This is a genomic window from Bradyrhizobium canariense, assembly GCF_019402665.1.
GTDB classification, from domain to species: Bacteria; Pseudomonadota; Alphaproteobacteria; order Rhizobiales; family Xanthobacteraceae; genus Bradyrhizobium; species Bradyrhizobium canariense.
Map to the genome: position 1 here is coordinate 184,758 of NZ_VSST01000056.1, position 22,601 is coordinate 207,358.

General features: G+C 61.9%; 22 protein-coding genes and 4 pseudogenes. 22 read left to right on the plus strand and 4 right to left on the minus strand.

All coding sequences use genetic code 11. The annotated features are described in order from the left end of the window. Positions 1–2 precede the first annotated feature (2 nt). From FXB41_RS28655 to FXB41_RS28735, 18 genes are all read left to right on the plus strand, one after another. Positions 3–614, plus strand: a complete 612-nt coding sequence (locus FXB41_RS28655) for an HAD family hydrolase (RefSeq protein ID WP_245286052.1) — start codon at positions 3–5, stop codon at positions 612–614. Beyond that, entirely contained in the window at positions 611–1,639 is a 1,029-nt protein-coding gene (locus tag FXB41_RS28660; protein WP_219684100.1) for an aminoglycoside phosphotransferase family protein, read from the plus strand. The genes FXB41_RS28655 and FXB41_RS28660 overlap by 4 nt, the downstream gene beginning before the upstream one ends. Further along, positions 1,636–2,484: a transketolase gene (locus FXB41_RS28665; protein ID WP_007602953.1), complete on the plus strand. Its 849-nt coding sequence runs from the start codon at positions 1,636–1,638 to the stop codon at positions 2,482–2,484. The genes FXB41_RS28660 and FXB41_RS28665 overlap by 4 nt, the downstream gene beginning before the upstream one ends. A 10-nt stretch (positions 2,485–2,494) precedes the next feature. After that, positions 2,495–3,454 carry a transketolase family protein gene (locus tag FXB41_RS28670; RefSeq protein WP_007602952.1) on the plus strand — a complete coding sequence of 320 codons (960 nt, stop codon included), beginning with the start codon at positions 2,495–2,497 and terminating at the stop codon, positions 3,452–3,454. Between the two features lie 8 nt (positions 3,455–3,462). Further along, positions 3,463–4,569 (plus strand): DegT/DnrJ/EryC1/StrS family aminotransferase, encoded by a 1,107-nt coding sequence (locus tag FXB41_RS28675; protein ID WP_007602951.1) that lies wholly within the window; start codon positions 3,463–3,465, stop codon positions 4,567–4,569. Beyond that, positions 4,559–5,677 (plus strand): DegT/DnrJ/EryC1/StrS family aminotransferase, encoded by a 1,119-nt coding sequence (locus FXB41_RS28680; protein ID WP_219684102.1) that lies wholly within the window; start codon positions 4,559–4,561, stop codon positions 5,675–5,677. Before FXB41_RS28675 ends, FXB41_RS28680 begins: the two co-directional genes overlap by 11 nt. Next, positions 5,674–6,480, plus strand: coding sequence for a sporadic carbohydrate cluster 2OG-Fe(II) oxygenase (locus FXB41_RS28685; RefSeq protein ID WP_007602949.1), 807 nt, complete (start codon positions 5,674–5,676; stop codon positions 6,478–6,480). Before FXB41_RS28680 ends, FXB41_RS28685 begins: the two co-directional genes overlap by 4 nt. Beyond that, the gene (locus FXB41_RS28690; protein WP_007602948.1) at positions 6,473–6,865 is read left to right on the plus strand and encodes an LIC12192 family sporadic carbohydrate cluster protein; all 393 of its coding nucleotides are present in this window, start codon (positions 6,473–6,475) and stop codon (positions 6,863–6,865) included. Before FXB41_RS28685 ends, FXB41_RS28690 begins: the two co-directional genes overlap by 8 nt. 25 nt (positions 6,866–6,890) lie before the next feature. Continuing rightward, the gene (locus FXB41_RS28695) at positions 6,891–7,556 is read left to right on the plus strand and encodes a class I SAM-dependent methyltransferase (RefSeq protein WP_007602947.1); all 666 of its coding nucleotides are present in this window, start codon (positions 6,891–6,893) and stop codon (positions 7,554–7,556) included. Beyond that, complete coding sequence (locus FXB41_RS28700; RefSeq protein WP_007602946.1) at positions 7,534–8,154, plus strand: WbuC family cupin fold metalloprotein; 621 nt, start codon at positions 7,534–7,536, stop codon at positions 8,152–8,154. The genes FXB41_RS28695 and FXB41_RS28700 overlap by 23 nt, the downstream gene beginning before the upstream one ends. After that, positions 8,147–9,364: a class I SAM-dependent methyltransferase gene (locus tag FXB41_RS28705; RefSeq protein ID WP_219684103.1), complete on the plus strand. Its 1,218-nt coding sequence runs from the start codon at positions 8,147–8,149 to the stop codon at positions 9,362–9,364. The genes FXB41_RS28700 and FXB41_RS28705 overlap by 8 nt, the downstream gene beginning before the upstream one ends. Next, a complete protein-coding gene (locus FXB41_RS28710) occupies positions 9,357–10,568 on the plus strand; it encodes a class I SAM-dependent methyltransferase (RefSeq protein ID WP_007602944.1) in 1,212 nt (403 codons plus the stop codon). The genes FXB41_RS28705 and FXB41_RS28710 overlap by 8 nt, the downstream gene beginning before the upstream one ends. Continuing rightward, on the plus strand, positions 10,565–11,599 hold the full coding sequence (locus FXB41_RS28715) for a Gfo/Idh/MocA family protein (protein ID WP_219684105.1): 1,035 nt from the start codon (positions 10,565–10,567) through the stop codon (positions 11,597–11,599). The genes FXB41_RS28710 and FXB41_RS28715 overlap by 4 nt, the downstream gene beginning before the upstream one ends. Before the next feature lie 549 nt (positions 11,600–12,148). After that, positions 12,149–12,550, plus strand: coding sequence for an acyltransferase family protein (locus FXB41_RS41045; RefSeq protein ID WP_246649278.1), 402 nt, complete (start codon positions 12,149–12,151; stop codon positions 12,548–12,550). An 11-nt stretch (positions 12,551–12,561) separates the two neighbouring features. Further along, positions 12,562–13,230 (plus strand): acyltransferase, encoded by a 669-nt coding sequence (locus FXB41_RS41050; RefSeq protein ID WP_246649279.1) that lies wholly within the window; start codon positions 12,562–12,564, stop codon positions 13,228–13,230. Between the two features lie 899 nt (positions 13,231–14,129). Then, the gene (locus FXB41_RS28725; protein WP_219684107.1) at positions 14,130–14,309 is read left to right on the plus strand and encodes a hypothetical protein; all 180 of its coding nucleotides are present in this window, start codon (positions 14,130–14,132) and stop codon (positions 14,307–14,309) included. Next, a complete protein-coding gene (locus FXB41_RS28730) occupies positions 14,306–15,790 on the plus strand; it encodes a terminase large subunit domain-containing protein (RefSeq protein WP_246649281.1) in 1,485 nt (494 codons plus the stop codon). The genes FXB41_RS28725 and FXB41_RS28730 overlap by 4 nt, the downstream gene beginning before the upstream one ends. 49 nt (positions 15,791–15,839) lie before the next feature. Beyond that, positions 15,840–16,283 (plus strand): hypothetical protein, encoded by a 444-nt coding sequence (locus FXB41_RS28735; RefSeq protein WP_219684108.1) that lies wholly within the window; start codon positions 15,840–15,842, stop codon positions 16,281–16,283. A gap of 42 nt (positions 16,284–16,325) precedes the next feature. Here FXB41_RS28735 and FXB41_RS28740 read toward each other — a convergent pair. The 3 genes and pseudogenes from FXB41_RS28740 to FXB41_RS28750 all read right to left on the minus strand — a co-directional run. Further along, a pseudogene (locus FXB41_RS28740) lies at positions 16,326–16,721 on the minus strand (hypothetical protein); the annotation flags it as partial. Between the two features lie 165 nt (positions 16,722–16,886). Next, positions 16,887–17,069, minus strand: a complete 183-nt coding sequence (locus FXB41_RS28745; RefSeq protein WP_219684110.1) for a hypothetical protein — start codon at positions 17,067–17,069, stop codon at positions 16,887–16,889. Positions 17,070–17,148: 79 nt separating this feature from the next. After that, positions 17,149–17,735, minus strand: a pseudogene (locus FXB41_RS28750) (IS110 family RNA-guided transposase); the annotation flags it as partial. 20 nt (positions 17,736–17,755) lie between these two features. On the opposite strand from FXB41_RS28750, the pseudogene FXB41_RS28755 reads away from it, so the two are divergent. Then, positions 17,756–18,671, plus strand: a pseudogene (locus tag FXB41_RS28755) (IS3 family transposase); the annotation flags it as partial. Between the two features lie 1,063 nt (positions 18,672–19,734). Here the strand turns inward: FXB41_RS28755 and FXB41_RS41560 are convergent. Continuing rightward, the gene (locus tag FXB41_RS41560) at positions 19,735–20,154 is read right to left on the minus strand and encodes a hypothetical protein (RefSeq protein ID WP_219684131.1); all 420 of its coding nucleotides are present in this window, start codon (positions 20,152–20,154) and stop codon (positions 19,735–19,737) included. A gap of 243 nt (positions 20,155–20,397) precedes the next feature. Here FXB41_RS41560 and FXB41_RS28765 point away from each other — a divergent pair, with 243 nt between their 5' ends. From FXB41_RS28765 to FXB41_RS28775, 3 genes and pseudogenes are all read left to right on the plus strand, one after another. After that, the gene (locus tag FXB41_RS28765) at positions 20,398–20,757 is read left to right on the plus strand and encodes a VanZ family protein (RefSeq protein WP_219684112.1); all 360 of its coding nucleotides are present in this window, start codon (positions 20,398–20,400) and stop codon (positions 20,755–20,757) included. Positions 20,758–21,571: 814 nt separating this feature from the next. Further along, positions 21,572–21,697: a hypothetical protein gene (locus FXB41_RS41565; protein WP_283806973.1), complete on the plus strand. Its 126-nt coding sequence runs from the start codon at positions 21,572–21,574 to the stop codon at positions 21,695–21,697. Positions 21,698–21,926: 229 nt separating this feature from the next. Then, a pseudogene (locus FXB41_RS28775) lies at positions 21,927–22,601 on the plus strand (winged helix-turn-helix domain-containing protein); the annotation flags it as partial.

Genomic DNA, 22,601 nt, shown 5'->3' on the forward strand with positions numbered 1-22,601 from the left:
GCGTGCGGATCGGCATCGATTTCGACAACACGATCATCTGCTACGACAAGGTCTTTGCCGCCGTCGCACTTCAGCGTGGGCTGGTGCCGGAAGGGTGGGAGGGGCTGAAGACCGACCTACGGGATCATCTCCGGTCCAGCGCGGGCGGCGAGCTCGCCTGGCAAGGACTGCAAGGCTTCGTCTACGGCAAGGGAATTGGCGGCGCCGAAATCTATCCGGGCGTGCGGGAATTCCTGGTGGCGTGCAAGCGGGCCGGCTCGAAGGTCTGCATCGTCAGCCACAAGACCCGATTCGGTCATCAGGACCCCGACCGCACCGACCTGCGCGACGCGGCGCGCGGCTGGCTGCGGGGAGCCGGCCTGATCGACGCTGCGGATGCGGCGCTGGCCGTCGACGACGTCTATTTCGAGCACACACTGGCCGCCAAGGTCGAGAGGCTCGCGAGCCTGAAGCTGGACGTCTTCATCGACGATCTGGTCGACGTCTTCGAGCAACCGCATTTTCCGAAAACCACGCGATCGATCCTGTTCACGCGGTCGGAGCCTCCTCACCCCGAACACTGCAAGCCGATCGCGACATGGGCCGATATCCGCCGCGAGGTGTTTGCAGCATGAGCGAGAGCGACATCACCGCGCCGGATGCGATGGCAATCGGCAGCCGCCTGGCCGGTGCGCGTGTCGCAGACGCCCAGCCGGCACGGTCCGGCGGCAACAACAGGGTTTTTCGGCTGGAGATGGCGGAGGGACCGCCCCTCGCCCTCAAGCATTATCGGTCCGACGGACGCGATCGCCTGGGACAGGAGTATGATGCACTCTCGTTCCTGGCGCGCCACGGCATCACGTCGACACCACGGCCGGTCGCGAAGGACGCGGATGCGTTCTGCGCGCTGTACCAATGGTTCGACGGCGAACCTGCGGTGCTGCGCCCCCAGGGCGACGATGCCGATCAACTCGCCGATTTCCTCATCGGGCTGCAGAAGCTGCGCGACGCCGAAGGCGCGCAGCATTTGCGCAACGCCTCAGCCAGCATCTTTTCGCCAGAAGCGGCCATCGCCCAGTACGAGCAGCGCCTGGACGCATTGAGGCGGGCATTGGATGATCATCCGGACCTGCGCACGTTTATCGAAGGCAGCCTCGTTCCCAGCACTGCCGTCGCGATTCGGCAGCTCCGCCGGCGCTACGCGGAACTGGGCCGGGGTCCCTCGGTGGACCTTGCGCCCACCCATCGCGCGCTGAGTCCGTCCGACTTCGGACTGCACAACGCGCTGCGCGCCGAAGACGGGCGCTTGCGATTCATCGACCTCGAATATTTTGGCTGGGACGATCCGGTCAAGCTCGTGTCCGACACCGCCATTCACCCCGGCAGCGACCTGCCGGAAGCGAGCGCGAATCGCTTGATCGAACGGCTGTCGCGCGCCTTCGAGGCGAGCGATGACGCGTTTGCGATCCGCCTTGACGTACTATATCCTGTGTTCAAGGGAATCTGGTGCCTGATTGTCCTGAACGCGTATTTGCCGGACAGCCGCTCCCGGCGCGCAATGCCTGCGCAAGGTGGCGATGTTAGGATCCGCCTCGCCGGTCAGCTCGACAAAGCCCGCCGACTTCACCAGACGATTCGCCCAACCGATTTACCGAAGTGACCCGGATCTCACCCCACGCTGAAACCGCCCTCGCCTGCACGCTGGATGAGCGCAGCCTCTATCTGCGCCGCCTGGTGCTCGGTTCTGTCCGCTCTGCGGGACGCGGACATGTCGGTCCGGCATTGTCGCTGATCGAGATGGTCCGCGTGCTCTACGACGACGTGCTGCGGATCGATCCGAGCAATCCGCGCGATCCGACCCGCGACCGCGCGATCCTCAGCAAGGGACACGGGTGTCTGGCACTCTATGCGCTCTTGGCCGATCGCGGATTCTTTCCGCTGTCGGAGCTGGACGGTTTCTGCGGCCCCGACAGCATTTTGGGCGGACATCCCGAATACGGAATGGTGCCGGGGGTCGAGGCCTCGACCGGCGCGCTCGGACACGGACTGTCGATCGGTGTCGGCCTGGCGCTCGCCGCGCGCATGCGCGAGCGGACCTACCGTACCTTCGTCCTTCTCGGCGACGGCGAGATCAACGAGGGATCGGTGTGGGAAGCTGCCATGGGCGCGGCCAAGCACGGGCTCGACAATCTTGTCGCGCTGATCGACTACAACAAGCTGCAGAGCTACGGGCCCACCGATTACGTCCTGCCGCTGGAGCCGCTCGCGGACAAATGGCGCAGCTTCGGCTTTGCCGTGCAGGAGCTCAACGGCCACGACGTCGGCGCCCTGCGCACTGTCCTGAAGCAGGTCCCGGCCGTTCCGGGAAAACCCACAGCGATCATCTGCCATACCGTCAAGGGCAAGGGTCTGCCGGCCGCGGAATCCAACGCGGATTGGCATCACAAGAACAAGCTCACCGACAGCGAGCTCGACGCCATCCGCGTCGCCGTCGGGGATTTTTGATCGGCTTCTCATGCGCAACACCGCGATGAACATGGTCCACAAGCTCGCCGCGCGCGACGAGCGTGTGCTCTACATCGGCTCCGATCCCGGCGCAGGTACCTTGCGCGCGATGAGCAAGGAGTTTCCCAAGCGCCACCTGATCGAAGGCATTTCGGAAGCGCACATCATCGGCATGTCGGCAGGTCTCGCGATGGAAGGCTTCGTGCCCTACGTCAACACCATCGCCACGTTTCTGACCCGCCGCTGCTACGAGCAGGTCGCGGTCGATCTGTGCCTGCACAATCTGCCGGTGCGGTTGATCGCCAATGGCGGCGGGCTCGTCTACGCCCCGCTCGGCCCCACCCACCAGGCGATCGAGGATATCGCCATCATGCGGGCGCTGCCGAACATGACGGTGGTCTGCCCGTGCGACGCCGACGAAGCGGCGCGGCTGATGGGGCAAACGCTCGACTGGACCGGGCCGATCTACATCCGGCTCGGCAAAGGTGGCGACGCCGTAGTCTCAAAGGCCGAGCACGGCTTCGAGATCGGCAAGGCCATCCTGATGCGGCCGCCAGGCGACGTCGTCATGATCACGACAGGCATCATGCTCCAGCGGGCACTCGCTGCGGCCGACCTGCTGGCCGCGCAAGGCATTCGCGCCGGCATCCTGCACATGCACACGGTCAAGCCGCTCGACACCAAGGCGCTGCTGCAAGCGATCCGGGGTATCAGGCTAGTGGCGACGCTGGAGGAGCACGTGCCCTCGGGCGGCCTGGGCAGCGCGGTCGCGGAGACGCTGATCGACAAGCTCGGCTCTGGCCTGCCCGCGATGCTGCGGTTGTCGTTGCCGGACCGGTTCATGCACAATTACGGATCGCAGGACTCGCTGCTGAAGAAGCACGGACTTTCCGCCGACGCCATTGCGACCTCGATCGCGCGCGCGCTTCCCGCCTCATACACCTCCTCTCCGCAACTTCATTCCACCTGACGGGTCCCATGCACGACGTTCGATATTCCTATCTGCTCGAGCAATTCTCCGACCCAGCACCGATCCTGGCCGAGATCGGCCGACTGGTGGCGACGGGTGACTTCACTCTGGGCAAGCCGGTCGCGGAATTCGAACGGCGCTTTGCCGAGCTGATCGGCGTGCGTCACGCCATCGGCGTCGGATCGGGCACCGATGCGCTCAAGCTGCCGCTCAAGGCGCTCGGCATCGGCCATGGGGACGAGGTCATCACGGCCGCCAACACCTTCATCGCCACCGTCGGCGCCATCGCCGAGACCGGCGCGACCCCGGTGCTGGTCGACTGCGACGACTCCTTCTGCATGAACGTCGACTACGTCGAAGCCGCGATCACGGAGAAAACCAAGGCGATCATGCCGGTTCAATTGACCGGCGAGGTCACCGACATGGGCAGGCTGATGGCGATCGCCCAGCGTCACAACATCCCCGTGGTCGAGGATTCCTGCCAGGGCATCCTGTCGGAATTCGCGGGAAAGCGGTCCGGCACCCACGGTATCGCGGCCGGCTTCTCCCTGCATCCGCTGAAGAACCTCAACGTCTGGGGCGATGCCGGCGTCGTCGTCACCAACGACGACGGGATGAACGAGCGGCTTCGCCTGATCCGCAACCACGGCATGAAGAATCGCGACGAAATCGCGATTCTCGGCTGCAATTCGCGGCTCGATTCCCTCCAGGCGGTCGTCGGCAACTGGCTGATCGGCCAGACCAGCGAGATCACGCGCCGTCGAATCGAGAACGCGGCCTATTACGATGCAGGCCTCGCGTGCCTGCCCGGCCTGCGCATTCCGCCGCGCCGGCCTAACGTGAAGCACGTCTACCATCTCTACATGGTGTTCGCCGAGCGCCGCGACGAGCTCTACAAACACTGCCTGGACAACGGCATCGAAGCGAAGATCCACTATCCCATCCCGCTGTATCAGCAGGAAGGCCTCAAACACCTCGGCTACGCGCCAGGCACCTTCCCGGTCTCCGACCGCCATGCCCGGGAAGTCATCAGCTTCCCCGTCGACCAGCATCTGACACGGGCGCAGCAGGACCGCGTCATCGAGATCGTTCGGGCGTTCTGCCATGGACGCTGACACCGGCCGCCGGCGCATCGGTTACGTCAATCTTCCCGCCCAATTCGAGGAAGAGCGCGTTGAGATCATGCAGGCGGTCGAGGGCGTATTCCGGCGCGGCGATTTCATCGGCGGCGCGGCCATTGCCAAGTTCGAAGAGGAGCTCACCACTTATATCGGCTCGCCGCATGTGGTGACGCTGAATTCCGGCACCGATGCGCTGATCCTGTCCTTGAGGGCGCTCAACATTGGTCCCGGGGACGAGGTGATTACCCCACCCAATTCGTTCGTGGCATCGACCGCGGCCATCATTGCCGTCGGCGCCAAGCCCGTGTTTGCGGACGTGCTGCCGGACCAGAATATCGATCCCGCCGCAGTTGAGGCCGCCGTCACCTCGCGCACCAAAGCGATCATGCCGGTGCACCTGACCGGACGCATGGCGGACATGAACCCGCTGATGGCGATCGCGGCCAAGCACGCTCTCGCCGTGATCGAGGACAGCGCGCAGGCCGTCGGCTCGACCTATGACGGGCGGATGAGCGGGACCATCGGAACGTTCGGCTGCTTCTCCGCCCACCCGCTGAAGAACCTCAATGCCGCGGGCGACGCCGGCTTCGTCGTCACCGCCGACGCCGAGCTTGCCGCGAGAATTCGCCGCCTGCGCAATCATGGCCTGATCAATCGCAGTGACGTCCAGGAATGGGGCATCGTGTCACGCCTCGACACGGTCCAGGCCGAGGTGCTCCGGATTCGCTTGCGTCACCTGCCCTCTGTCATCGAACGCCGGCGCCGCAACGCCGCGCAATACCGCGCCGAGCTCGCCGGCCTTCCCCTGTTCATCCCGCTTTGTCGCAACATCGAGTTCAACACCTTCCACACCTTCGTCGTGCAGACGGACCGTCGCGATAGCTTCCAAAAATATCTTGCCGACAAAGGTATCGAGACCGCGATCCACTATCCGGTACCGATCCACCTCCAGGAGGCGGCTGCGCATCTTGGCCACGGTCGCGGCGCGTTCCCGGCGACCGAGCGGCAGGCAGATCAGATCCTCACGCTCCCCATCAACCAGTTCCTCTCGACCTCGGACATCAGCTATATTTGCGCGACCGCCCGGGAGTACTTTGCATGACGGACACGGCTTTCCTCGAGGCCGATGAGCAGGCATTGGCGCAACGTTTCATCGATGACGGCTTCGTCACCACGCCGGCCGACGATCGCGCCGGGCTCGACCGGATCCAGCGGCGCGCCGCCGAGCTCGCGGCGGACTTTTTGAAGCTGCCACACGGCAACGACCCCTACGCGATGCTCGACACCATCCACACGCGGGTGAGCGTCGATGATCTCAACGGCCTGCGGCTGCACGTCTTCAACGGCCTCAATGCAGAACCCTGGTTCCGGCCGACCTATTTCCGTCTGGCGCGCTCGACGATCGAGACCATCGTCGGCAACGAACTCTGCATGCAGCGCCGCGTCAATCTCAGCATCCAGCTGCCCGGAGACGATTCGTCGCTCCTCGCCACCCATTCCGACGTCTGGTCGGGCGACTCGCCGTTCGAGGTCGTGGTGTGGGTACCGCTGGTCGACGTCCACCGCACCAAATCGATGTATCTGCTGCCGCCATCCCTGAACGGCGACATGCAGGACCGGATGGCCAGCCTGCGCAGCGCCGAGGAACTCTACCAGACCATCAAGCCGCACGCGACCTTCATCGAGATTCCCTACGGTCACGTGATGCTGTTCAACCAGACCCTGATGCACGGCAATCGCGTCAACGAGGAAGCCGGCTCGCGTTGGAGCATGAACTGCCGCTTCAAGAGCATCATGTCGCCCTATGCGGACAAGCGATTCGGCGAATTCTTCGAACCGATCCTGCTACGTCCGGCGACCCGCGTCGGCATGCAATACAAGCTCCCGGGAGGCTTCCATGGCTGAGCGAGCCGGCCATCGCGGCTATATCGGCGCCCGGCCGCTGAACGGCAGCCGCACCCCGCAGCACGTCCAGAACATCGTGATCCGCGACTACGCGCGGCGGAAGAACCTGCATTATCTGCTCAGCGCCGCCGAGCACACTATGCCCGGCAGCTACATGGTGCTCGAGGACATCCTGGACGAGTTGCCTCGATTGCGCGGCTTGATTCTCTACAGCATCTTCATGCTGCCGCCCGACGAGGCAAGGCGGCGGAAGATCTATGACCGCGTGCTGAGCGAGGGCTGCGACCTGCACGCGGCCGTCGAGGAGATCACGCTGTCCTCGCGCGACAACATTCAGGCCGTCGAGGACATCCTGCTCGTCAACAAATTCGCGACCATCCTGTGACGATGCCGCGGACCGGTTGAAAACAATGACCGAGATCAACCTGCTCCAGCCAATGCACGCATCGACCAAGCGGCACTACGTTCAGCGGGTCGTCGAGCACGACAAGGCGGAATCTGCCACTGTCGCGCGGCAATGGGGACGCGACTACTGGGACGGCGACCGCCGCTATGGCTATGGCGGTTATAGCTACGACGGACGGTGGCGGCCGCTCGCCCAGACCCTGATCGACCGCTACGGCATCAAGCCCGGGATGAGCGTGCTCGATGTCGGCTGCGGCAAGGGCTATTTGCTCTACGAATTCACCCAACTCGTCCCTGGCCTCACCATCGCCGGCATCGACATCTCCGACTATGGCATCGCCAATGCCAAGGAAGAGGTGCGACCGCAATTGAAGGTCGGCAGCGCCGTCGAGCTCCCCTACCCCGACCACAGCTTCGATCTCGTGGTGTCGCTCGGCGTGCTCCACAATCTTCCGCTCGAGGACGTCTTCCGCGCCGTGTCGGAGATCGAGCGCGTTGGACGCGGCACCTCGAAATATCTGATGGTGGAATCGTTCCGCGACGAGCGCGAGAAGGCGAACCTGCTCTACTGGCAGCTCACCTGCCTGAGTTTCCATGGTCCGAAAACCTGGGCCTGGATCTACGACAAATGCGGCTACCGGGGCGACCATGGGTTCATCTTCTTCGAATGAAGCAACGGGCCTGCGCCGGCCGGCCTCGCTGCGAGCGCAAAATCTTGAAGTGTATTATTCGGACGACGCCATCGTCACGGCGGACGACGCCACGATCGCGGAACTGAAGCGCATCGCCGCAGGCAATCCGCGTCTGCGCAGCCGGCTGTGCATGCATCCCGATCCCTCGTCCGGCCTGCACGAGATGCTGATCGTGCATCATCGCGAGGCCTATGTGCGGCCTCACAAGCATTTTGGCAAACCTGAGTCGTTTCATTTGATCGAGGGTACCGCGCAGGTCGTGATCTTCGAGGACGACGGCCACATTCGCGACGTGCTAGAGATGGCGCCGTACGGTCGGGGCGCGCTCTGCTACTACCGGATGCCCGAGCAGGTGCTTCACTCGATCCTGATCACCTCGGAGTGGCTGGTGTTTCACGAAACCACCGCCGGTCCGTTCGATCCCTCCCGCACGGCGTTTCCCGACTGGGCTCCGGATGGCGGCGATGCCGCGGAAGTGCAGGACTATGTCACTAGGACCGGTGCGCTCGCCGCGAAGCATCTGGCCCATCGCCATACTTCACGAGCCATTCCAGCAGAGGTTGCTACCGATGACTAATCATTGCCGCCTCTGCCATTCGACCAATTTGCGCCCGGTCATCGACCTCGGACAGATGCCGATTGCGCATCGGCTTCGGCACAGCCGCGACGAACAGGACGAACGGTATCCGTTCGAGGTGTTCGCCTGCGGCGAGTGCGGCCTGCCCCAGATCGTGAAGCCGATCGATCCCGACATTCTGTATCGGCAGTTCAACTACAATTTCAGCAGCTGGAAGCCGGAGCCGCACCAGGTCGACGAACTCGACACCATCGCCAAATTCTCGAGCCACCAATCCGTGTTCGAGATCGGATGCAACGACGGCCTGTTCATGGACAGGCTTCGCGAACGCGGCGCGAAGGTTTTGGTGGGCGTCGAGCCCAACCCGGTGTCCGGCAAGATCGCCCGCGAGCGTGGCGTCAAGGTCTATGCCGACATGATCAGCCCGGCGCTGTCTCACGACGCGGTTGCCGAGGCCGGCAAGTTCGACCTCGTCGTGTCGCGCCAGGTGCTGGAGCACATCGTCGATTTCGAGAACTTTTTCGACTGCGTGAAAATCGCGCTACGCGACGACGGGCTGCTGTTCATCGATGTGCCTGATTTCGCGCCCGGCTCGACGGCGGGCGACCTCTCCGTCCTGTGGGAGGAGCACGTCAGCTATTTCACCGAGCCGACGCTGCTGTCGCTGCTGGCGCGCCACGGCTTCGAGGCGGTGTCGGTGAAGAAGTACAATTTCAGCGGCGGCAGCCTCGCGATTGCAGCGCGACGCGCGACGCGCGACGTGACGACGCCGGCCGCGCCGTCCGGCGTCGGCGAGAAATTCGGTCGGCGCGCCAGGGAGTACGGCGCGCGTCTTCGCCCGATCCTCGCCAAGGCCCGCGCCGACGGCGCCGAGATTGCCATCTACGGCGCCGGCTGCCGCGCCTGCACCTTCACCAATGCCCATGAATTTGCGGATCTTGTCGACCTCTCGGTCGACGACCAGAAGGAGCGCCAGGGCTTGTTCCTGCCCGGCACCGGCATTCCGATCCGCCCGCCGGAGGACCTCGCCGGCAAGTCGGAGCCGCTCGTCTGTCTTCTGGCCGTGAACCAGGAGAACGAAGACAAGGTCGGCAGCCGGCTGCGTGAAAACGTGAAGCGTCCGCTCCACATCGTTTCGATCTTCGCGCCCTCCGACATCTGGAGCGAGCTCGATCGTCTCGAGGCGGCCGCAGGGTCGCGGCATGGCTGAGGACAAGCTCTTCAACTATTACGAACGTCAGGACGTCCTACCGACGTTCGGGAATTTCAAATCCGCCGCCGAACTCGAAGCCTATGCCGGCCTGCGGCGCGAGTTGTTTTCGGACAAGCTGGTGCTGCCGCCGCGGTTGTTCCGCGACGCCGACATGCTCGAATTCGGCCCTGATTCCGGCGAGAACGCGCTCGTGTTTGCGAGCTGGGGCGCGAACATGACGCTCGCCGAGCCGAACCGGCATGCGCACGCAAAAATCCAGGCTTACTTCGCGCATTTCAGCCAAGCCCAACGTCTCCGCGAACTCGTGTCGTTCGACGTCGAAGGATTTCGTAGCGATCGTCGTTTCGACATTATCGATGCCGAAGGATTCATCTACACGGTGCAGCCGACTGAAAATTGGCTCGGCATCTTTCACCGGCTGCTCAATCCGGACGGTTACGCCGTCGTTTCCTACTACGAGCGCTACGGCGGCTTCTTCGAGCTCGCGCTCAAGGCGATTCATGCGGCCGGCAAGGCACTGACGGGCCGTCCCGGGCTCGAGACGGCGAAGCTGCTGTTCGACGCGAAATGGAACAGCATTCCGCACACGCGCAGCTTCGAATCCTGGCTGATGGACGTGCTCGAGAACCCTTTCGTCCGGCACCGCTACTTCCTCGACGCGGGGGCCTTGTGCACGGCGGCGCACGAGCAGGGGTTCGATATCTGTTCGGGGTGGCCCGTCTATCGCGACAGCCTGGACGTCTACTGGCACAAGAAGGTCCTCTCCGACGACGAGAAGCTGCGCCGCGCGACGCGCCACCTCGGTCGCAGCCGTCTGAGCTTTCTCGGCGGACGGAAGCTCTATCTGGCCGGCAAGACCGAAGCGGTCGAGGCGATCTCGGCTTCGATCGAGACACTGGTTCTCGATGTCGATGCGATGATCGACGATCCCTTCGGCGCCAGCCTGCCCCGTGTGATCGCGAACCTCGCGTCACTGCGCGAGACGATACCGGCGACGGACATTCTTGCCGACGATGCGTCCGACATCGACGCCATCATCGCGACCCTCGACAGCTTCCATCGCATCTTTGACGCGATCGGGCGACGGGATGCGTCCACAGTCACCGCCCTCACCCAGTCAGACCGGGCGTTCATCAACACCTGGGGACAGCCGGCGCATTTCCTCGTTCTCCGGAAACGCTTCGAGGGTCCTAGCAAGTGAGGCCGGGCATTGGCATCATCGGAACGGGCATGGTCGGCCAGATGTGCCACCTCGCCAATTTCGCCGCGAACCCCGCCTGCCGCGTTGTCGCGATCGCGGATCTCCGGCCTGATCTCGCCGCCGCAGCGGCGCAGAAATTCGACATCGCGCGGGTCTACGGCACGCACCGGGAATTGCTGGCGGATAGCGAGGTGTCGGCCGTCGTCGTCGTTACGAAGCGTCGCGCCACCGGCCCGATCGTGCTGGATGCGTTGAACAGCGGCCGCCATGTGCTGTCGGAAAAGCCGATGGCCTACACCGCGGCTCAGGCCGTTGCGCTGGCCGAGGCGGCGCGGCGGCACAACCTCGTCTACAGCATCGGCTACATGAAGCGTCACGACGCCGGCGTGGCGCGCGCGCTGGCCGAGTTGGCGCGCCTGCGAACGGATCAGTCGCTTGGACGCATTGTCGGCGCGCGAGGCTGGTGCTTCGGCGGCAGCACTGGCCGGTCGCAGGACAATTTCGTCATGACCGGCGAAGTGCGGCCGGACGGGCTCGAGCTCTGGCAGGACGGCCCAGACTGGATGCCGGGCGTGATGCTACCCGGCTACGACAATTTTTTGAATGTGTTCAGCCATATCATCAACCTCGCGCGTTACATGCTCGGATCGTCACCGACAGTCGCGGAAAGCACCATCGAGAGCTCGGGCGCGGCGACCGTGACGCTCGACTTCGACGGCGTCGCCTGCGCGCTGCAACTCGCGAACGGATCCGAAGGCGTCTGGCGCGAGGGGCTGAGCATCGCGTTCGAGCGGGGCGCGCTGACCATCGAATTGCCCCCGCCTTTTGCCGAGCAGGAGGCGGAGGTCATCCTCGATCAGCAAGGACAACGCACGCAATTGCGGCGCGACACGAGCTGGGCGTTTCGGCGTCAAGCCGATGCATTCGTCGCCGATATCGTGGAACGGAGGACGCCGCTGGCTTCCGGCGCAGAGTCTGTGGCCGATATCGCCCTTGCGGAGGCGATCTGGAAACGGCAGGTCATCGCCTAGGGCTCACGCCATCTAGCAATATCCAGCCGATCGCTGATCGCCACATCCTAGCTAAGCGTTTGATTTCGCTGGCAGGAGTGGCAGGGCTCGAACCTGCGACCCCCGGTTTTGGAGTACGGGCGGCATCGTATCATCCGGTGCCGCCAAATTCGTTTGCGTAATGAAATCAAGCGGCTCTCCTCGCCCCCTGATCCACCCTATCCGTTCAGTTCTGTCCTGTACTTTCGCCTTTGGGTCCGGGATTGGGTCCAGCAGCGGCCAGCCTCGGCGCGATAGTTCGCTGCCATCTCGAGCCTGCCGGCTCCTCCGGCATGGTCGCGTCGGCCGCCAGCTCAATGCAAAGCCGCTCGAATGCCCGTAGCTTGTCGATGATGCGCTGATCTCGCCCCATGCGGCGGCTCAGGATCCCACGGGTGGTCGCCGTCAAGTCTAGGAGTCCGCCCATGGCCCGGGCCACACAGACAGTGTCGGCCAATGCAGTACATTGCGCTGCTTTTTTCGTTCGAATAAGTTGCGGCAATGAATCCGCGGGCCGGGAATTTCGATCTGATGCGGCTCGTCGCCGCTTCCCTTGTGTTTTGGTCGCACCAGTATCAAATTACAGGGTTCCCTGAGCCCGCCGTGCCGTGGGTTGGCTCGCTGGGTGGATTTGCAGTCTTCGCCTTCTTTGCGATTAGCGGTTATTTGAATTCTCTAAGCATGGTCCGATCGCGTTCGTCGGCGCAATTCCTCGTCAGTCGCGCGTTTCGAATTTTTCCTGCTCTGATCGTTTGCGTCTCTTTGTGCGTCCTGATGGGTGCTGTCGTCACAACCCTCCCGTTAAGCGATTACTTTGCTCCGCCAGGTTTGGGATTCAATGGTCGAAACACGCCATTTTGTTCTTATGGCGGGACTCGATTCTCTTCTTCGGGTTGGATTACAAGCTTCCGGGAGTTTTCGAGTCGAGCCTAGGCACAACTGAGGTGCTAACACCGCTCTGGACGCTTCCCCAGGAGGCAAAGCTCTATGTCTGTTTGGCCATCGTTGCATTAGTTTGCCGGTTCGATGCCCGCGCCATTGGAGGCGCCGTTTTTGTTGTTCTTGGCGGCTTTGCAATCTCCGGCATTTGGAGCGAGCTATTGCCGATCTGGCTCGGCGAGCGGGGCCTGACATGCGCAATTCTTTTCGCCGGTGGGGTCGGCGTTGCTCTGTTAGAACGTTGCCTAACGAAGACGATTGCAGTTGCCTGCTTTACGTCGATCGCGGTGTTGCTCCTGTGGTGTGGCCATAAAGAAACCCTTGCACTCGTGGCGATCGCACCGGTCTGTGTCGTACTAAACACTATCCCGCTGCCCCGGTGGACTGCGCCCAAGCTCGATATCTCGTATGGCGTCTATCTCTATGCTCTTCCAATACAACACCTAACGTCAGACCTGCCTTTAAGCTTCTGGAGCAAGGGCCCTTTTCGCTTTCATGGTCACGCTCCTGATGGGTACACTTTCGGCGCTATTGATCGAGCAGCCTATGCTTCGAGTGCGAAAGCGGATCCGTCCATTGTCTTGGCAAGGCAGTTTATGGCCCGCATCGCCGAGCATGGTGCCCGATCTAAAACACGTCAAAGATTAGCGCGACGCATCTTTCCTTCTTCTTGATTTAATCGTGGAAGCTTTCACACGCGCAGCATCTAGATCGGCCTTTATCTGCGGCATTGCCGCACCAGCGGGTTCTCTACTTGGCGGCGGCTCGTTGAGGTCTCGCGCCCATGGTGCCCCAGCGCGAATAGCTGACGGCGAGTTGGAATCAGTTGAATGCGCGCAAGCTGAGATGAGGAGACCGCAGAGGGTCAACGAACCTGCCCACATAAGGACATGGATGCGCATTGACTCATCCAACCGATTGCCGAAGAATCGATCCTCACATTATAGCACTAGTTCGCCCTGGGAGAGAGGCCCGCCAGCGAACCGGCGGGCCGTACGGCTTACTGCGGAGGCTTCTTCGTCGCGGTTGGCGGTTTCGCTGTGCCGCTCTTCGGGGTACCATAATTCGCTGTGGTACGAGAGCCATAGCCCCCAGGCTTACCATCCATTTTGTTAGCCGATGCCGGCGATGTCATGAACCCGGCGGCGATCACGGCGCCTCCGAATGCAAGAATTACGAACAGGGCAAAAGCTCTCATAATCGACATTTGCTGCTCCCAATATACGTTGTTCAAAATTCGCCACGCGAAATGCGCGTAGCTCGAGCAACGTATTCCAGAGCAAATGGATCGGCGAGTCTTTCCTGTAGGCATCCGAACGAACCGGCCGCCTCCAACGAGAGACAAGGGCGTTGCCCCGGCACAGGTAGCAAGTGAGTGCGGCGCTAACTCATTCCGAACAGAAAAACCCGCCGGCTCCGGTAGCCGACGGGTTCTCAATGCCCATGCGTACCGCGGTACTCGTCACCAATCCGCGATGGTACATCGTAAAGCGGTACCCATTGACGTCAGGTTAGCGAGACTCGGCTTCAGCTGATCCGCCGCTTCGCGGCCAGCGCTGTTGTCGCCGAGCAGATGGAGGCGCAACTCGCGCTGGGCCACCCCATCGACGTGGCCACCCACTCGACGCTCACGTCGACGATGGTCCGGGTCGCCCAGCGGATCGGCATCAACCGCAGGGCGCGGGAGGTCCTGCCTTCGCTGGAGAGCTATCTCAAAGGCAAGTTGGATGAGGACGAGGAGGACGAGACATGATCTCGATCCTCGACGCGGCCTGTGACAGGCACCTCTTCGCCCCTTGGTTCAAGAACCGCGAACACTGGGCCGCGTGGTTCGCCTTTCTTGCTGCCCTGTTCGCAATCGAAATGACGGAGGAGCAAGCTTCGGTGTATCGAGCCTGCACGGGCCGCGAGGCGCTGCCTACTACAGCCGCGACCGAGGCTTGGCTGGCCGTCGGAAGAAGGGGCGGTAAGTCGTTCGTCTTGGCAATGCTGGCGGTATTCATCGCCTGCTTCCGCGACTGCCGACAATTCCTGGCGCCCGGCGAGCGCGGCACGATTATGGTGATCGCCCGCGACCGGCAGCAGGCCCGTATCATTCTCAGATACATCCGGGCACTGCTGCGCGTTCCGCTCCTTGCCCAAATGATCGAGCGCGAGACGGCCGAGGCATTCGACCTCGACAACCAGATCACCATCGAGGTTCACGTCGCCTCATTCCGGAGTACCCGCGGCTATAGCATCGTTGCCGCACTCTGCGACGAGATTGCCTTCTGGCCGACCGACGACGCGGCGGAGCCCGACTTCGAGATCATCAATGCTCTGCGGCCCGGCATGGCGCAGTTCCCGAATTCGCTGCTGCTCTGCGCCTCCAGCCCCTACGCGCGGCGTGGCGCGCTGTGGGACGCTCACCGCAGGCACTTCGGCCGCGATGCCGATCCGGTCCTGGTCTGGCAGGCACCGACGAGGGTAATGAACCCGACGATCCCGCAGGCATTGATTGACCAGGCTTACGAACGCGATCCCGCCTCCGCGAGCGCCGAGTTCGGTGCGGAGTTCAGGTCCGACGTCGAGTCCTTCATCAACCTCGAAGCCGTGCAGGCGTGCATCAGCAGAGGCACGTTCGAGCGCCAGCCGAGAACAGGCTTGCGCTACCTCGCCTTCACTGACCCGAGTGGCGGGTCGTCCGACAGCTTTACGCTTGCCATCGCTCATCGAGAGAACGACAGCCTGATTCTGGACTGTATTCGCGAGATCAAGCCGCCGTTCTCACCCGAAGCCGCGATTGCGGAGTTCGCCTCTACCTGCAGGTCCTACCGAATCTCAGGGATCGTGGGCGACAGGTACGCGGGCGAGTTTCCCAGAGAGCAATTTCGCAAGCACGGCATCAGTTATGACGTCTCAAACAAGTCGAAGAGCGACCTGTATCTCGACTTGCTGCCGCTCCTGAATAGCCGCCGGGCTGAGTTACTCGACAACCCGCGACTCGCCGCCCAGCTCATCGCCCTGGAGCGCCGCACTGCCAGGAGCGGTCGGGAATCAATCGACCATCCCCCGGGGGCTCACGACGACCTCGCGAACGCTGTCGCCGGCGTTCTCGCCTCCAACCTCGCCGTCCGCTCGGGGCTTCGCATGTTCACCTATCCAGTAGTGGGTAGCAGGCCCGGCTGCGAGATCGATCCTAAAACTATGCGCCCGATTGAGCGAGAGCGAATTCGGTGGCTGAAGGTGAACTAATCGCAACACTACGAAGTCCTAAATTGAGAAGGAGACCGCAATGAGGCACTTGACCCAGAACGAGATAGCCATACGGATCGTGCCGACCCATCTGCGCTGGCCTGAAGCGTCCACGAGCGTCGTCTGGAGGCTGCTGCATGAGTGCGTACAGCAGCTTCACGACTTCGCCCGAACCTTTGATAGCGACTGTACTGAGATCGAGGGAAGCAGACAGCTCGCCCGTGATGAGATCATGCGACGCCGCGCCGAGGTCGGCCACCGGGCGATGAAGCAGCTGGCTGTGTTCAGGCCGTTCGATAGTGCCAGCGTGGCAGCCACCAGGGAAATCGAGCGGCTGCACAGACGCGAGGAGCTGACGCCGCAAGAGTCAGAGGCGAAGCAGAAGTTGATCAAGGCGCTGGACGAACTACGAGGTGGACTCGCCGCGATGGAGCGACTTCTGCTGGAGAGGAGTAAGATACGGCAGAGGTCTGCCTATTGCCTGCACTATTGAAGTGGTCAGTGACCCAAGCATATTGTCCGCTGGCTGATTGCCTCAGCGTCGTGCCTGCGCGTTCCGCGGCGGGACCTTCGAACGCTCCTGTGCCAGATCCAAAGAAAAAACCTCGCGCAAAGCCAGGGCTGGACAAGCACTGCCCGAGGCAAATTCCGCGCTGATGGGGCGCCTCTGCGGCGAGCAGTTTTGGATTCGGATCAGGTTATAGGCGATCAGATTAAGCAGGAAGTCGGCGGCGACGCGAGCGATGCCCCAATGTTTGTTCTTGCGCATGGTGCCATGCTGCTTGCCCCATCCGAAAATGCACTCGACCATCGCCCCGGGCGATTGCGACATGCCGAATCCCGGATGCCGCGTGGTTCGTTCGTCGATCGCTTGATGGCCTGGTTCTGTGTCACATGAGGCGTCACGCCGAGGGCGCGAAGATTGGCGACATGATCGGCGGTATCGTACGCCTTGTCCTCACCAGCCGTGATGCGACGACCTGCGGGCTTTGGGTCTCGCCTTCAGCATGACCTCCGCAGCCCGGCGTTCGGCGGTGCCATTGGCATGCGTGACCCTGCCGGGCACCGCCAGCAGATCGACGGAAGAAGATAGCGTTTACTTGCTGAGTTTTTCCCATTCGTCGCGGATCTCTTTACTACCATGCCGCGCCAGATCAATTGCTTCTGTCTCGCCGGGAGCACCCATCAGCTTTACGGCGCCTGATTTTGGTTCCGGTCCTGCTGAGCCTCCCTTCACGCAGCGCTGCGGGGTGAAGTACTGGTGACAAAACAGCACCATAGGCCGCTCCACCGAGGGTTTAGGTCCCCCTCTCTCTTCTTCGCTTACCGTAGACTCGACAAAGGCCAGCTCACCCCCCCAGCTGCCGCAGCTCGTCAAATGTAGATGCAAGAATGCGACGCATTGTCGAGGTTAGATCATTCGACTGATCGGCCAAAACCTTCGGCAGATCAGCCTTGAACTTGCCGGCGCCCTGGTGAATAGCGATCCCATATTCCAGGCAAAAAGCGCGCATCTGATTGATGAGGCACGTCCGTTGCGACATCATCCGATCGCGAACACGATGCAGCGCTTGCAGGTCAATGTGCTCAGGCGACCTTAGCTCGACGAAGCGCATCGTTGGTCTCGTCACGGCTTCGGATCGCCGCGGCATCGATGATGTCATTTTTGTTGGACTTCACATATGGCTTCACGAATTGAGCTGGGATAATGCGAACGGTGTGCCCCATGGCGGCGATCTTGCGGGCCAACCATTGCGAGCCGGAGCAGGCCTCCATCCCCACCAAAGCCGGTCCTGCATGTTAAGAACTGCAAGAGCGTATCGCGCCGAAAGGTCGCCTTCTGGATCGGCATTCCGGCGGCGTCGAGCCCAACGACGTGGAAAAGGTTCTTGCCAATGTCGATCCCAAACACCGTTGCCGGCCTGGGCTTGTTCCGTGTCCTCATTGCTTCCTCCTTTCAAAAGCCCCGCCGCCAAGCGCGCTGCGGTCGCGCATCTGCAGGCCGTCATGAGCCTGTCGGAGCGGCGGGCCTGTTCAATTGTCGGAGCGGATCGGAAGATGATCCGCTATCGCTCCAGCCGTCCTCCGGACGCGACTCTCCGTGGCCGGCTGCGTGACCTTGCCAACGAGCGGCGGCGTTTCGGCTACCGCCGGTGTTCGTGCTGCTGCGGCGGGAGGGTGAGCCATCGGGGATCAACCGGATCTACCGGCTTTATCGGGAAGAAGGGCTCACCGTCCGCAAGCGGCGGGCTCGCCGCAAGGCCGTGGGGACCCGTGCCCCGATCCTAGTCGAGGCGATGCCCAACGCGCGCTGGTCGCTGGATTTCGTCCACGACCAGTTCGCCAACGGTCGGCGCTTCCGCATCCTCAACATCGTCGACGACGTCACCAAAGAATGTCTGGGCGCCATTCCGGATAAATCGATCTCAGGACGACGCGTCGCTCGCGAACTGACGGCCGTCGTCGAACGACGCGGCAAGCCAGGTATGATCGTGTCCGACCACGGCACCGAGTTCACCTGCAATGCCATGCTCGCCTGGTGCAGGGACGCAGCCATCGACTGGCACTTCATTGCACCGGGAAAGCCGATGCAGAACGGCTTCGTCGAGAGTTTCAACGGCCGGATGCGTGACGAGCTGCTCAACGAGACTCTCTTCTTCGATCTGGACGACGCCCGCGCCAAGATCGCCAATTGGGTTGCCGACTACAATCTTCAGCGGCCTCACTCGTCGCTGAAATACATGACCCCCGCGGCTTATGCCGCCCACCTCACCGCAACGGACGATCGGCTACGCAACCCCGACCAGCTCCGCCGATCGTCCGTTGCTCCAACCGCGCCACTTGGCGTAAAAACCCCGAGGCTCTAACCGCGGCCGGATGAAAGTTCGGTGGCAGGTCACGAGCGACCGCTGATTCGTATGACCTCAATCGTCTTACCGAAGTCGCCTGTGAATTTTGCGTGAGGCCGTGAGGTCCCTCGCATCTTGTACGCGAAAGTCGCGCCCACGGCCCGCAGAATTTTGGTCATCGGCGAAAGACGACTTTTGCAACAATATCCTCGAACCAGCGGACTTATGCGGCTGAGGCGCTCTTCCGCTTGAGGGCCAGAAACAGACCTTTGCTGATCGGCAACATCGGAACGATGAATAGCCTCTCTCGCCATCTAGCTCACGGCAGGACGCCCAAAGAGAGCCCTTGTTCATCTCGATTGAGGGCCAGTTGGCGGACCCTTGTCTCCCCCCTGATGGCAGGCAAGGGCTCAGTCCAGCGCACCTCAGCGCGTTGGAGCTTGCCGCAGCGTTCTTAGCCGAGGGCCGCAAAGGTCGACAAGCTCGGAACCGACAGCGTAGCCCGAGATAGCTCCAAAAGACGCACGCCAGATGGTGTTTGGATAGCTGCCGGCGCAAACCAGATGTGTCGTATCGGATGCATAGTTGACGCAGCGCTTTAGACACTGCCTCGCCAGCGCAGCTTGGCGATCGGGGCAGTTCAGGCCGGTTCTTTCGTCTTCGACCCTCCCGGCGTCGTCCTCAAAAAAGCAATCCCGCAACTGCGCATTTCGAGTCAACACGTTCATGCATTGAGCGGTCGCGTCGACGACCTGCACCTTGGTCGGTTTCACCAATGGGCACTCTGGGGGAATCTGAGCTGGGACCACGTAGGTACGCGCTGGCCGGCGGGCGAGCACGGCGGCTCTGTGCTTGCTCACGGCGGACCCACGTGACGGCCCTCGAGAATCTTCGGCGCAGGCGATAGGAAGGCATCTGGTCCACAGCGGACCGCCGCTCACGCATCGATTGGCGTCTGGCGCGCAGCCGGTGGGGCAACAGGTTTGCGCAGACGCGGGCGATATCACCGCATATGCCAAAACCAGGATTGTCACCTTGAGACGGCGCATGTTCCCCCCACCAGACAGCAGCTAAGCGGCGCTTGGCTGGTCCTTTTCAATCGCGCTCATTCTTCTTCTTGTCATCTCCATCCTGGCCGCCAAAGCCCGAGGAGCCCTTGTTACCGCCGCCACCTCCAGATCGGGAGCCTTCCTCTCCGGAATGCGCGACCTTGGACCCCTTTGCGCCACCCGAGTTCTCGCCGCCACCCCCGCCAGAGCCCCCACCACCGCCGCCGGCTGATGAATGCTCCTTGGTCGAGTGATCCTCGGTCGCGCTGTGTGGATCATTGTCGAAGACTGAATGACTGCTGCCACCGCTGCTATATCCTGCTCCGTCATGGGCGCCGGAACGTGCGATGGCTGTTGACGTCAACGACGTCGACAGGAGTAGAGTCATCGATGGCGGCGTTACGGCAGCAAACCTGCCACACATCTTCAAGAACTCCCGGCGGTCTTCGTCTTCTTTTGCGGGCATCAGGTATTCCCCTGGGCTCAAACTGCGACTATTTAACTTAAATTAGATTAAATAAATTAAATCCTTTTAATTGGTTCAATCACGAAAAGTTGCGTTCTAGTGCGCTTCGTACTGCCCTGCCGCGGGCGGCAGAAGTTCTGGATGAGGGTGAAGAACCGCAGCCACCACGCTGGCAAATGCGAGCCGCTGGATCCGGTTGGCGCTTAAGTATTTTGCGGCAACAACTCGGGGTCAGTCGCTACTATGCTGTATAGAATTTCAATTGCCGTGGCGTGGGCTTCTCTTGCCTTTATCACCTACGCGAGTCTGTCTCCAATCCACGACAGGCCTCAACTGAGCAGTTCGGCCAACATTGAACACGTAGCGGCCTTTGCGTTTCTAGGTTTCGCATTTTGTGCCGCGTACCGGGACCGGATGACGCTGGTGTGCAGCCTCGTGCTTGGTAGCGCAGTGGTGCTGGAATTGTTCCAAAAGCTGACGCCAGATCGCCATGCTAGATTGCTGGATGCGTCCGAAAAGGTGGTTGGCGGGTTGCTCGGGATTTTGCTCGCCAGCATCGCTTTACGCCTGATTGAGCGCTGGACGGCTGCATCTGATGTTTAACGGTTATTGCGGGTTGGGTTCATGCCCAATCGTGCCATAAGCCAGGGACGTCCGTTGACATAGCTCACGTCGCAATGTCGATATCGACTTGGCGAGCTGGTTAGCCTGCTCGGTCCCTTCAACCAGGACAGGAGCCGAATGGTTCATAAGGTTTGCGTCTGAACTCTTCCGCACCGTGATTACTGTGATTGGATTGCCAATTGCCTTTCCCGCCCCGCGGATGGTGTCGATGAACAGCTTCGCAGCCGGGTTCAAACCAATCGGACCACCATGTCCTCTAGCTCCAACGTCAGTATCGCCACGAGAGCGCGCACGAAGGCTGAGGCCACGCGACAGGCGGAATAGGCAGCGAAATTGTAAACATAGCCTGCCTCCGCTCGGAACTTCTCAAGTTGAGCAATGAGTTCTATTCGCGCCGTTCCATAAGCGACCCGTCTATGGGTCGGCTTATCTCCTGAAGGCAGACATAGCGGCCCTGTCGGCGAAGGGCGGCAACGCGCCAATAGGCGCCGATCGGCGCGGGCTGCAAACTTCCAGTCTACATTGAAAGAGCGTCCTCGGCTTCGGGCGACGAATCCATTCAGACGGACAAAGCCTAGACAAACGTGGAAAGTAACGGCTAGTCATTCGCATGGCGTGGATTCCGAATTGGCTGCGACGGGCAGATGTCAGGCTGCGGCCTAGGGCCGGCGCTCAGGTCGACTTACAACCGCTGTCGGAGCGCAGCGGACGATGGCTAAAGGCGAACTTGTTTCGCTTCCCGGGCGCGGTGTGGTCGCGGAAGCGTGGCTGTGTGGAGCTGTCAGAGGGCGACGTGATCGCGCTGCATCTTGTTGTCGAGCGGATCACGGAAGCCGGGCTGAAGGTGCGGCTGTCGGGGCGCCTTCGCGGCTGGGACGGTGCGTCGCCTGTTTGGTCTTTGCTGGTGCGCAAGCGTTAGCGGATCGGGCCCTCCTGAAACGCACGCCGACGATGACGGCTTGGGGTCACCAGCGCCGGTTTGATGGGCGCTTTTTCACTTCCGGTCCGCCCCTTTAGCAGGCCATATCTGAGCCAAACCGCACTTCGCCAACGGGCCAGAAGGGGACTTCCCTCGGGCGCGCCAGCGGCGTATTTTTGAACCGCAATTGTCGCTAGAGCCGTCTGCGTGGCATCCAAGGAGCGGTAGGTTGCGCTACTTTTTCGAGGACTTCGCTTTCGACACCGACCGGCGCGAGCTACGGCGGGGAGCCGACGTGGTCCCCACAGCGCCGCAGGTCTTCGATCTGCTCGACTATTTGATCCAACGCAGGGAGCGCGTTGTCAGCAAGGACGATCTCATTAACGCAGTTTGGAATGGACGCATCGTCTCAGACGCCGCGTTAACGACCCGCCTGAATGCCGCTCGGGCAGCAGTCGGTGACGACGGTGAAAAGCAGCGCCTAATCAAAACATTGCAGCGCAAAGGCTTCCGCTTCGTTGGCGCAGTGCACGAAGGACAGAGGTCCGAAACCGCGTTAGCGAATTCGACGGTGCATTACGGCGGCACGGCACAAACGTCGCCTTCAGCGCCCCGCCTTTCCATCATTGTGTTGCCCTTCGCTAACCTCAGTGACGATCCTGGGCAGGACTACTTTGTCGATGGCGTGACCGAGAGTTTGACCACAGATTTGTCGCGCATCTCCGGCTCGTTCGTTATCGGCCGACGCATTCGCGTACAAGGGCAAAGCGATCGATCTCAAGCAGATTGGCCGAGAACTGAATGTTCGGTACGTGCTAAAGGGTTCTATGCAGGGAGCCGGCGATCGACTTCGCGTAAACGTTCAGCTCGTGGACGCGGAAACTAGCGCGCATCTATGGGCCGA

Coding starts and splice junctions, on each gene's coding strand:
- FXB41_RS28660 (WP_219684100.1), top strand. CDS start 611: ATGAGCGAGAGCGACATCACCGCGCCGGATGCGATGGCAATCGGCAGC.
- FXB41_RS28670 (WP_007602952.1), top strand. CDS start 2,495: ATGCGCAACACCGCGATGAACATGGTCCACAAGCTCGCCGCGCGCGAC.
- FXB41_RS28675 (WP_007602951.1), top strand. CDS start 3,463: ATGCACGACGTTCGATATTCCTATCTGCTCGAGCAATTCTCCGACCCA.
- FXB41_RS28680 (WP_219684102.1), top strand. CDS start 4,559: ATGGACGCTGACACCGGCCGCCGGCGCATCGGTTACGTCAATCTTCCC.
- FXB41_RS28685 (WP_007602949.1), top strand. CDS start 5,674: ATGACGGACACGGCTTTCCTCGAGGCCGATGAGCAGGCATTGGCGCAA.
- FXB41_RS28690 (WP_007602948.1), top strand. CDS start 6,473: ATGGCTGAGCGAGCCGGCCATCGCGGCTATATCGGCGCCCGGCCGCTG.
- FXB41_RS28695 (WP_007602947.1), top strand. CDS start 6,891: ATGACCGAGATCAACCTGCTCCAGCCAATGCACGCATCGACCAAGCGG.
- FXB41_RS28700 (WP_007602946.1), top strand. CDS start 7,534: ATGGGTTCATCTTCTTCGAATGAAGCAACGGGCCTGCGCCGGCCGGCC.
- FXB41_RS28705 (WP_219684103.1), top strand. CDS start 8,147: ATGACTAATCATTGCCGCCTCTGCCATTCGACCAATTTGCGCCCGGTC.
- FXB41_RS28710 (WP_007602944.1), top strand. CDS start 9,357: ATGGCTGAGGACAAGCTCTTCAACTATTACGAACGTCAGGACGTCCTA.
- FXB41_RS41045 (WP_246649278.1), top strand. CDS start 12,149: ATGCGGCTCGTCGCCGCTTCCCTTGTGTTTTGGTCGCACCAGTATCAA.
- FXB41_RS28725 (WP_219684107.1), top strand. CDS start 14,130: ATGGAGGCGCAACTCGCGCTGGGCCACCCCATCGACGTGGCCACCCAC.
- FXB41_RS28730 (WP_246649281.1), top strand. CDS start 14,306: ATGATCTCGATCCTCGACGCGGCCTGTGACAGGCACCTCTTCGCCCCT.
- FXB41_RS28745 (WP_219684110.1), bottom strand. CDS start 17,069: ATGGTGCTGTTTTGTCACCAGTACTTCACCCCGCAGCGCTGCGTGAAG.
- FXB41_RS41560 (WP_219684131.1), bottom strand. CDS start 20,154: ATGCCCGCAAAAGAAGACGAAGACCGCCGGGAGTTCTTGAAGATGTGT.
- FXB41_RS28765 (WP_219684112.1), top strand. CDS start 20,398: ATGCTGTATAGAATTTCAATTGCCGTGGCGTGGGCTTCTCTTGCCTTT.